This window comes from Kitasatospora sp. NPDC057542, from assembly GCF_042801945.1.
GTDB lineage: Bacteria > Actinomycetota > Actinomycetes > Streptomycetales > Streptomycetaceae > Kitasatospora.
The window spans coordinates 1-10,731 of record NZ_JBHVFE010000313.1; the positions used below are offsets into that span (position 1 = coordinate 1).

The 10,731-nt window shown below is 74.5% G+C and carries 6 protein-coding genes; all 6 read right to left on the reverse strand.

Annotated features, from left to right (window positions below; genetic code table 11):
• Positions 1–128 precede the first annotated feature (128 nt).
• The 6 genes from ACFU7Y_RS30510 to ACFU7Y_RS30535 all read right to left on the reverse strand — a co-directional run bounded on the left by ACFU7Y_RS30510 (position 129) and on the right by ACFU7Y_RS30535 (position 10,571).
• Positions 129–2,798, reverse strand: a complete 2,670-nt coding sequence (locus ACFU7Y_RS30510) for a ComEC/Rec2 family competence protein (protein WP_224282325.1) — start codon at positions 2,796–2,798, stop codon at positions 129–131.
• Positions 2,799–2,870: 72 nt separating this feature from the next.
• Complete coding sequence (locus tag ACFU7Y_RS30515; protein ID WP_224282324.1) at positions 2,871–3,875, reverse strand: helix-hairpin-helix domain-containing protein; 1,005 nt, start codon at positions 3,873–3,875, stop codon at positions 2,871–2,873.
• A 161-nt stretch (positions 3,876–4,036) separates the two neighbouring features.
• Complete coding sequence (locus tag ACFU7Y_RS30520) at positions 4,037–4,882, reverse strand: DegV family protein (protein ID WP_224282323.1); 846 nt, start codon at positions 4,880–4,882, stop codon at positions 4,037–4,039.
• An 84-nt stretch (positions 4,883–4,966) separates the two neighbouring features.
• A complete protein-coding gene (locus ACFU7Y_RS30525; protein WP_380770339.1) occupies positions 4,967–5,803 on the reverse strand; it encodes a hypothetical protein in 837 nt (278 codons plus the stop codon).
• A 325-nt stretch (positions 5,804–6,128) separates the two neighbouring features.
• Positions 6,129–9,017: a leucine--tRNA ligase gene (gene leuS / locus ACFU7Y_RS30530; RefSeq protein WP_224282321.1), complete on the reverse strand. Its 2,889-nt coding sequence runs from the start codon at positions 9,015–9,017 to the stop codon at positions 6,129–6,131.
• Positions 9,018–9,275: 258 nt separating this feature from the next.
• Positions 9,276–10,571 (reverse strand): hypothetical protein, encoded by a 1,296-nt coding sequence (locus tag ACFU7Y_RS30535; protein WP_380770340.1) that lies wholly within the window; start codon positions 10,569–10,571, stop codon positions 9,276–9,278.
• Positions 10,572–10,731 lie beyond the last annotated feature (160 nt).

Consider the following 10,731-nt stretch of genomic DNA (forward strand, 5'->3'; position numbering starts at 1 on the left):
CTCCGGGCTTGCCCGGAGCGCGCCGGAACGTTTCTTCTGGGCCTGCTCCCGCGCCTCTCCACTCCTCCCACAACCCCCTACCCCTTTCCCTGCCCCACGTGGTTGGTGGGAGGAGGAGTGCGCGGGGGTCACACGGGCGGGGCTCGGGGGGAGGCCGGGGTCTGCTCGGGGTGGGCGTGGGCTGCGGAGCCCTGCCCTTCGGCCCCGCGGTTCCCGCCGCTCCCGCCGTGGCCGCGCGGGTGGCGGGCCGCGTGGGAGGGCTGGGGGTGGACGGCCACGCCGAGGGTGGCCGGGGAGTCACCCGTCACCGCGATGTCGCCCTCCCGGTCGGTGCGCAGCACGGTGGCGCCGAGTGCGCGCAGGTGGTCGACCGTCCTCGGGGACGGATGGCCGTACGGATTGCCCTCTCCGCAGGAGATCAGGGCCAACCGGGGCCTCAGGGTGTCGGCCAAGCCCCAGTCCTGGTGGGCCGATCCGTGATGTGCCACCTTCACGACGTCGGCCTTCCCCACCCGGCCCGACAAGGCCGACTGGGCCTGGGGTTCGAGGTCTCCGAGCAGTGCCATCCGTAGTCCTCCTGTCAGTGACACCATCAATGCGACGCTTGCGTTGTTCGGGCCCGGTGCCTCGACAGCCGCACCGGGGACGGGCCACACCACGTCCCAGGCCAACTCCGTGCCGGCCGAGCGCCGTTCACCCCGACCGGCTCTCAGCAACGAGAGGCCGGCACCTGCGGCCCAGCCCGTCACCCGGGCTGCCTCTTCCGGTGGGTCGTCCAGCGTGGTGCCCTCGATCGCGCCGACCCTGCGGCCGCGCAACACGCCTGGCACGCCCTCGACGTGGTCGGCGTGGAAGTGCGTCAGCAGCAGTAAGGGAACCGTCGTGATGCCGAGGTCGCGCAGACATCTGTCCGCGGCTTTCGGATCCGGCCCGGCATCGATCACCACCGCGCTGTCCGGCGCCCCCGTTGCGAGGGCCAACATGTCTCCCTGCCCGACGTCACACATCACCAGTCGCCACCCCGGCGGTGGCCAGCCGGTGGCGATTCGGGTGAGATGCGGCGGGCGCAGCAGCACGGCCAGCAGGACCACCGTCAGCGCCACCGTCACCAGGGCCCGCGTCCAGCGCCGCCGGGTGGGCGCCGGCATCGGCCTGCCCGGCTCCGCCCGTCGGGGCAGGAGGAGCGGCGCCGCCCAGCAGGCCGCCAAGACGGCCAGCGCGACCGTCGCCGTCCCGAACCACCCGCCTGGCCAGACCAGTTGGCCGCCCGGGACTTCGGCCCCGCGTCGCGCCACCAGGGCGAGCCAGCCGACCGGCACCGCGGCCGGCGCCGCGAGCAGGTGGGCCACGGCCGGGAGGAACGGGTGCAGGACGAGCACCCCGAAGCCGAGCAGTGTTGCCGGGGCCACCGCCGGCTCGGCCAGCAGGTTGCACGGGATGCCGACCAGGCTGATGTGCCCGGACAGCACCACCGTCACCGGAGCGCACAGCGCCTGGGCGGCCGCCGTCGCCGCGAGCGGGCCCGCCAGGTGGCGTGGCCATCGCCGGGCCCGCAGGGCCTCGGCCCAGTGCGGCCCGAGGACGAGCAGCCCGGCAGTGGCGAGCACCGAGAGCAGGAAGCCGAACGAGCGTGCCAGGAACGGGTCCAGCAGGACCAGCACCAGGACCGCTCCGGCGAGCGCGGGCACCGCTCGGCGGGGACGGCCGGTGGCCAGGGCCAGCATGCCGATCAGCCCCGTCCCGGCCGCCCGCAGCACGCTGGGCTCGGGCCGGCAGACGGTGACGAAGGCCAGCGTCAGCGCGGTGCCGAGCAGTGCACCGGTGCGCAGCGACAGACCCAGCACCGCGGCCAGCCCGCGCCGCTCCGGGGTGCCGGCCTGCCCGGGCGCGCCCAGCAGCGCGCCGAGGACGATCGCCAGGTTGGCCCCGCTGACCGCCACCAGGTGGACCAGGTCGGTGGCCCGGAAGGCGTCGTCGAGGTCGTCGGGCAGGCGCGAGGTGTCGCCGACGACCAGCCCCGGGAGCAGCCCGCGCGCGTCCGCCGGAAGTCCGTCGGTGGCCGAGCGGAGGCCTGCGCGCAGCCGGCCGGCGATCCGCTGCGGCAGGCTCGGCGGCGCCAGCTGCCGGGGCGGCCCGTGGACGACCAGCAGCGCGGCGGACTCGGTGTCATGGCCCTCCCCCGCCGGGCGCACCTCGGCCTCCACGGCCAGTCGCTGGGACGGGAGCAGCCGCTGCCAGGGTTCGCTCTCCGCCCCTCGGGCCATGACGGTCACCGGCGTACGTGTGCGGGTGGTCCGCCCGTCCGGGAGCAGGGAGACGCGGTCGGCCACCGCGTCCACCGTGAGGAGAGTCCGCCCGCCGACGGTGCCGCCTCGGGAGGTATGGATCTTCGGGTCCGCCGCGACGGTCAGCTCCACCTCCACCACCGGGGACGGCGCGCCCGGCGCTCGCGGTTCAGCGGCCATGGCCGCACGGGCGAGCTCCGGCAGCGGCCCCCGGTGGAGGTCGGCGGTGTGCAGCGGGGTGGCGATCGCGGCTGCCGCGCCGGTGAGCAGGACGGCGGCCAGCGTCGCCGCGGACCCGCGCCGGCGCAGGACCCCCCGCCGGGCGAGCAGCAGGACGGCAATGAGCACGGCGAGGCCCGCCGCGGTGAGGGCGAGGGCCTCGTACCCCGGCTCCAGCCGCAGGAGCGCCGCCGTGACCGCCCAGGCCGAGACGGCGGGCAGCAGCAGCCGGAAGTCGGCACCCGGAGAGCGGGACGCCGAGGCCGGAGCGGCCGGCGTGGTGGCGACGGACATGGCGGTACCTCCCTTCGCAGACCGGGGGCGCGAGCGTGTGGGAAACGGGCAAGGGCAAGGGCGGAGCAGGCGTCAGAGGGTGAGCAGCGGACGGAGTTCGGCATACGTACGGGCCCCGATGCCACTGACCTGCCGGAGCTGGTCGAGGGAGCGGAAGGAGCCGTGTGAGGTGCGGTAGGCGAGGATGCGTTGGGCGAGGGTGGGGCCGACGCCGGGGAGGGTGTCGAGCTGTTCGAGAGTGGCGCGGTTGAGGCTGACGGGTGGTCGGGGCGCGGCGGGGCCCGGAGGCCCGCTCCCGCTCCCGCCTCCGCCGGCCGGGGCGGGGGCCGGGACGGGGACGGGCGCCTGTTCGCCGACCAGGATCTGTTCACCGTCCGTCAGGACGCGGGCCAGGTTGAGGTTCCTGGTGTCCGTCTCCGGCAGCGGACCGCCCGCCGCCCGCAGGGCGTCGGCCACCCGGGAGCCGCCGGGCAGGGTGTACAGGCCGGGAAGGTGGACCCGCCCGCCGATGTCCACCACGACGGCCGATCCGGCACCACCACCGACTCCGACACCACCACCGGCTCCGACTCCGGACACAGCAGCGACAGAGGTGTCGGCGGGGACGGGCGGCTCGGCTCCCGACGGTGCCGCGACCGCCGCCAGTGCCGGCACGGCGACCGTCTCCGGCCGGGCCAGCCAGAAGTGCTGGACGGCGTAGCCGACCGCGAACAGCAGCAGGATGACCAGCCCGGCCACCGCGCGCCGGTCGAGCGCCAGCGCCGAGGCCAACGTGGGGAACGAGGAGAACCGCGGGCGCACCCCGACCTCCGATGGATCCCCGGCTTCGCCCGGGTCCGTCGCACCACCCGCATTCGCCGGCGCCGGCATCGCGGCCGACAACGGCATCGCGGCCGGCGACGGCGGCCCGGTGGCAGACGCCGCCCGCTCCCCCGTCGACGGCGACACCGCCCCCGGGGAACCCCCGCCCGCGCCGCCCGACGCATCGTCATCCGCCGGCAGCAGCGCGGCCATCCGCAGCCGCACCGTCTCGTTGATCGCATCGCGCTTCGCCGCGCCCAGGCCCATGGTCGTCATGCCGAGGACGGTAGGAGCCTTGCGGCAGACGCGCGGAAGTTAACGAAACCCTGTGGATAACCCGGGGGTTGTGGATAAAGAGCATCACTCACAAGAACGAGCAGGACCGCCCGAAGTTGACCGAGCAACCGATCCCCGCCCGCCAAGCGGCCACCCCGCCCTCAGCGCGGCGCGACCACCACCGCGAGCAGCCCCGGCCCGACGTGCGCGCCGATCACCGCCCCCACCTCGCCCACGTACAGCTCCCGCAGCCCCGGCACCCGTGCCCGCAGCCGCTCCGCGAGCGGTTCGGCCCGGTCCTCGGCGGCCAAGTGGTGCACCGTGATGTCGACTTCCTGCTCCCCCGAGCACTCGACCGCGATCTCCTCCAGCCGCGCGATCGCCCTCGACGCCGTCCGCACCTTCTCCAGCGGCTCGATCCGCCCCCCGTCCAGGTGCAGCAGCGGCTTGACCGCGAGTGCCGAGCCGAGCAGGGCCCGCGCCGCCCCGATCCGGCCGCCCCGGCGCAGGTGTTCCAGGGTGTCGACGTAGAAGAACCCGCTGGTCCCGGCCGCCCGCCGGCCGGCCGCCTCGGCCGCCTCCGCCAGGCCCTGCCCGGCCGCGATCGCCTCGGCCGCCGCCAGCACCCCGTACCCGAGCGCCATCCCGACCATCCGGCTGTCCACCACCCGCACCGGTACGGGCGCCTCGGCGGCGGCCAGCCGGGCGGCCTCGACGGTGCCGGACAGTTCGCCGGAGATGTGCACCGAGACGATCCCCTTCGCCCCGGCCCCGGCGGCCGCCCGGTAGGTGGCGGCGAAGGTTTCCGGGTTCGGCCGGGAGGTGGTCACCCGCTGCTTGCCGCGCAGCGCCTCGGCCACGTCCTTCGGGGAGATCTCGACGCCCTCGCTCAGGACCGAGTCACCGACCGCGACGCTCAGCGGGACCATCGTGATCCCGTAACGGTCGAGGGTCTCCTGCGGCAGATAGGCCGTGGAATCGGTGACAAGTGCGAGGTCGGAGGGCATGAGCCGGAGGTTACTCCCCGTCGGTCCGGGAGGACAGCGCCCGGCCCGGGCACCGGCCGAAGGCCTCGCGCCGCGCCTACCGGGTCAGCCGGCCGAGGGCCCCGCCGAAGGCCCGGCCGAGGGCTTGCGCAGCCGCTGCGCCAGCTTGGCCAGCGGATCGGCCAGCCCGAGCAGTTCCTCCGCGCTCGGACGCCCCTTCCCGTCGGTCAGCCCGGCCCGAGCCGCACCCCCGGCCGCCCCCGCCGAACCGGCAGCACCCGAAGCACCCCCGGCCGAAGAGCCCCCAGGCCCCGTCGCCCCGCCCGAGGAGCCCCCCGACGAACCCGCGGAACCCGACGAACCCGAGGAACCCGCGGAAGCACCCCCCGCAGCGTCCCAGTGCCGCAGCGCCCCCGCCTCGCTCTCGCACTCCTGGCTCAGCCGGCTCAGCTCGTCGTCCGCGAACCGGTGCATCCGGTCCTGCGCCGCCCAGCGCATGGTCTCCGCCGAGTGCGTGATCCGCTCCGCCCGCTCGCGCAGTTCCGGCAGCTTGGCGGCGATCCGCGCGGTGTCCGGTTCGCGCTCCAGCATCCGCAGTTCGCCATCGAGCTCGGCGGCGTGCGCGTCGAGCCGGCGGAGCAGGGCGAGCGACTCGCCGAGCTGGCCGTCCTGGGCGAGGCCGCCCTCCAGCACCTGCCGGGTGCCGTCGAGCGAGGTCCGCAGGCCCAGCCGGACGGAGGCGATCTGCGCGGGCGGGCCGATCTTGGTGTACGTCTTCGCCTTGAGGGTGGCGGTCTCCACCGCGCGACGGGCGTTGGCCTCGTGCTTCTCGATCTTCTTGCCGACGGCCTTGGCGGCCTTGACCGTTCCGACCACGGCCAGGACCATCACCGCGACCCCGAAGAGCAGGACCAATCCGATCATCACGCCGAACACGTCCATCGCGCGCCACCTTCCGCCGTCGTTCCGGCCGCCACCGGGCCCAACGCGGGCCGCATCGCCGTGGGTTCCACCGTAGCCGCCGGAGTCCGTCCGAGGGCAGCCCGAGCAGCCCCGGCAGGCGGAGATCAGGGTCAGATCCGGGATCTCCCCGAGGTCCCTCGAACCCCCACCCGCACGTACCCCCGGCCTCGCCCTCGCCGCCGCACCCTCATCCTCCCTGCCGCGTCCTCCCTGCCGCGCCCCCACCCTCGCCGCCACCCCCGCAAACGCCGGGCGGGCGCCCCGAAGGACGCCCGCCCGATCACTCCCGCAGCAGCGGCCGCACTCAACCGGTGACGATGTTCACCAGCTTCGGCGCCCGCGCGATCACCTTCCGCACCTCGGCCCCGCCGATCGCCGCGACGACCACCGGCTCCGCCAGCGCCAGCGCCTCCAGCTCGGCGTCCGAGATGCCCGGCGCGACCTCCAGCCGCGCCTTGACCTTGCCCTTGATCTGGACCACGCAGGTCACCGTCTCGTCCACCACGTACGCCGGGTCGGCGACCGGGTAGTCGGTGTGCGCCAGCGACTCGCCGTGGCCCAGCCGGCGCCACAGCTCCTCGGCGATGTGCGGGGCCAGCGGCGCGACCATCAGCACCAGCTGCTCGGCCACCGTCCGCGGCGTGGAGCCGCGCTTGACCAGGTAGTTGTTCAGCTCGATGGCCTTGGCGACGGCCGTGTTGAAGCGCAGCCCGGCCATGTCGCCGCGGATGCCGTCGATCGCCTTGTGCAGGGCGCGCAGCGTCGCCTCGTCCGGCTCCTCCTCGGTGACGACCAGCTCGCCGGTGGTCTCCGAGACGACGTTGCGCCACAGGCGCTGCAGGAAGCGGTACGAGCCGACGACGGCGCGAGTGTCCCATGGGCGGGAGACGTCCAGCGGGCCCATCGACATCTCGTACAGGCGCAGCGTGTCGGCGCCGTACTCGTCGGCGATGTCGTCCGGCGCGACGGCGTTCTTCAGGGACTTGCCCATCTTCCCGGCCTCGCGCTTGACCGGCTCGCCCTGCCAGAAGTACTGGCCGTCGCGCTCCTCGACCTCGGCGGCGGGCACCGGGAAGCCGCGCTCGTCGCGGTAGACGTCGGCGGTGATCATGCCCTGGTTGAACAGCTTGTGGAACGGCTCGACGGACGAGACGTGGCCCAGGTCGTGCAGCACCTTGTGCCAGAAGCGCGCGTACAGCAGGTGCAGCACGGCGTGCTCGGCGCCGCCGACGTACAGGTCGGCGCCGCCGGCCGGCTTGTTCTCCGTCGGGCCCAGCCAGTACTGCTCGTTGGCCGGGTCGACGACCGCCGCGGAGTTCGCCGGGTCGACGTAGCGCAGCTCGTACCAGCAGGAGCCGGCCCAGTTGGGCATGGTGTTGGTCTCACGGCGGTACTTCTTGACGCCGTCGCCCAGGTCCAGTTCGACGTTGACCCAGGCCTCGTTGCGCGACAGCGGGGTCTCCGGCGAGGAGCCGGCGTCGTACGCGTCGTAGGTGCGCGGCGAGTAGTCGTCGACCTCGGGGACCTCGACCGGCAGCATCGACTCGGGCAGCGCGTGCATGACGCCGTCCTCGTCGTAGACGATCGGGAAGGGCTCGCCCCAGTACCGCTGGCGGCTGAACAGCCAGTCGCGCAGGCGGTAGTTGACGGTGCCCTCGCCGATTCCACGCTCGGTCAGCCAGGCGGTGACGGCGGCCTTGGCGTCGACGACGCTCAGCCCGTTCAGCGACAGGTCGCCTTCGGAGCGGGCGGAGTTGACGATGACGGAGTCGTAGGTGTCGAACGCGTCGTCCCACTCGGCCGGGTCGACGCCGCGCCCGTCGGTGGGCTCGACGACGCAGCGCATCGGCAGCGCGAAGGCGCGGGCGAAGGCGAAGTCGCGGTGGTCGTGGGCGGGGACGGCCATGATGGCGCCGGTGCCGTAGCCCATCAGCACGTAGTCGGCGATGAACACCGGGACGGACTCGCCGCTGACCGGGTTGACGGCGTGGGCGCCGGTGAAGACGCCGGTCTTGACCTTGGCCTCGACCTGCCGCTCGACGTCCGACTTGGCGGCGGCCGCGGCGCGGTAGGCGGCGACGGCCTCGGCGGGGGTGGCGGCACCGCCGGTCCACTCGGCGGGCACGCCCTCGGGCCAGGCGGCGGGGACGATCGAGTCGACCAGTCCGTGCTCGGGGGCCAGCACCATGTAGGTGGCGCCGAACAGGGTGTCGGGGCGGGTGGTGAAGACGGTGATCTTCTCGTCACCGGGAGCCGCGAAGTCGACCCGGGCGCCCTCGGAGCGCCCGATCCAGTTGCGCTGCTGCAGCTTGATGGCCTCGGGCCAGTCCAGCAGGTCCAGGTCCTCGATCAGCCGGTCCGAGTACGCGGTGATGCGCATCATCCACTGGCGCAGGTTGGACTTGAACACCGGGAAGTTGCCGCGCTCGGAGCGGCCGTCCGCGGTGACCTCCTCGTTGGCCAGCACGGTGCCCAGGCCCGGGCACCAGTTGACCGGCACCTCCTTGGCGTAGGCCAGGCGGTACTCGCCCAGGACCTCGTCGCGCTCGGCGACGGACAGCCCGGACCAGGCGCGCCCGCCCGGGACCTCACGCGCGCCGGACTCGAACTCGGCGACCAGCTCGGCGATCGGGCGGGCCTTGCGGGCGTCCCCGTCGTACCAGGAGTTGAAGATCTGCAGGAAGATCCACTGGGTCCAGCGGTAGTAGTCCGGGTCGATCGTGGAGATCGAGCGGCGCGGGTCGTGGCCCAGGCCCAGCCGGCGCAGCTGCTGGCGCATGTTGGCGATGTTGGCCTCGGTGGAGACCCGCGGGTGGGTGCCGGTCTGCACCGCGTACTGCTCGGCGGGCAGGCCGAAGGCGTCGTAGCCCAGCGTGTGCAGCACGTTGTGGCCGGTCATCCGCTGGTAGCGGGCGAAGACGTCGGTGGCGATGTAGCCCAGCGGGTGGCCGACGTGCAGGCCCGCGCCCGAGGGGTACGGGAACATGTCCATGATGAAGCTGTGCGGCTTCGCGGCGACGTCGCCGGCCGCCGGGTCGGCCAGCGCACCGGTGGGGTTGGGGGCGTGGAAGGTGCCCTCCTTCTCCCAGATGTCCTGCCAGCGGGACTCGATCTCGGCCGCCAGCGCGGCGCTGTACCGGAACGGCTCGGTCGCGGTCTCGGCCGCGCCGGACGCAGGGGTCGTCTCGCTCATGGTCCTTCAAGCTCCATCGATGTCAGTTGGCGAACCGCGCAGGCGCCCGGCCCGTGGACCCGGCCCGGGACGGGGTCGGGGGCGGAAAACAAAAAATCCCCTCGCAGGAGGGGACGCCACGCCGACTCCGGCACCGCCCGAGGGCGCAGCCGGTCCTGGTCAGCGCGGCCGGCTAAGGAGCAGGCGCACGGTTCGCATGGGCTCAGGGTACCGCAAGCGGGTCGGCGCGCTCCCGGGAGTACCGCCCGGGGACGCCGCTCACCGCGCCGCCACCCGCCCCGCCGCGTCGAACTCCCGCAGCGCCTTCGCCAGCCGCTCGGACTGCATCCCCGCCGCGAGCGAGCGCGCCAGCGCCGCGGTGCGGGCCGCCTCCCGCTGGTCGCCGAGCCTGCGGTGGGCCTCGGCGAGGCGCACCATCAGCAGCGCCTTGGAGCGGGCCCGCCCGGGCCCGAGCCCGGCCACGGCCTCGGCGAGCAGCACCTTCGCCAGCCGGTGCTGGCCGAGCGCCAGCCGCCCCTCCCCCACCATCCCGGCGAGGCCGGCCCGGGCCTCCTCGGCGCCGGGCAGGCCGTCCAGCTCGGCGAAGGCCCGGGCTGCGGCTGTCTCGGCCCGCTCGGCCTCACCCCGGCGGCCGTACGCGCGGGCGAGCCGGCCGTACTGGCGGGCCCGGGCGGTGGGGCTGAGCGCGGCGCCGTGGGTGTCCAGGGCCCCGGCGAGTGCGGAGACGGCGTCCAGCCCGCGCCCGCCGGCGCCCTGGGTGGCGAGCACGACCAGCGCGCCGAGCACCGCGACCCCGAGCCGGGGGTCGCCGCTGACGTGGGCGGCGCGCAGCGCGGCGACGAAGGCGCGCTGGGCGGCCGCGTCGTGGCCGAGGTCGTACGCGGCCCAGCCGGCCAGCCGGGCGAGTCTGCTGGCCGTGCCGTACAGCTCGCGGCCGAGCCGTTCGTCGTACGCGCCGAGTTCCAGCAGCTTGGCCAGCATGGCGAGTTCGGCCCGGACGGGGCCGAGGACGAGGCCGCCGCCGCAGGCCCGTTCGAGCTTCTGCTTGCTGCGGTAGGACAGGCCGAGTTCGCCGACCAGCCCGGGTTCGACGCGCAGCGCGCCCTCCCCGCCGCCGACGGGCGGTGGCGGGGAGTCGAGGCGGGCGGCGGCCTGGTCGAGGTCGGCGCTGCGGAACAGGTCGGTGAGGCGGACCGGGCCGGCGTCGGTGGCGGCCTCGCGCAGTGCGGTCTGGGCGGTGTCGGCGGTCCACGGGTCGGTGAGCAGCCGGGGCGAGAGGATCTTGGCGCCGCGGTGGCCGCCCATCCGGCCCCAGAGCTGTTCGTAGGTGACGGCGATGCCGAGGGTGCGGCTGAGCACCTCGCAGACCGCCTGGTCGTGCGGGCTGCGCGGCACCATGCCGCGGTCGCGCCACTTGTACGGGGCGGTGGAGCTGATGGCGAGGCCCGGCGGCAGGGCGAGGCTCACCTCGCGGGCGAGCCGTTCCGGACTCCAGCCGAGCTGGTGGAGTATCCGGGCCAGTTCCTCGTTCCGCCTTCGCTCCAGATCGGCCATGGCACGACGGTAGCGGGATTCCGGGCTCTCCGACCGGTGGCACGGGCAGAACGGCGAAGAGCCGCCTCCCGGAAACGGGAGGCGGCTCTCGACTTCTGTGGAGCTATGGGGAATTGAACCCCAGACCTCTTGCATGCCATGCAAGCGCTCTACCAACTGC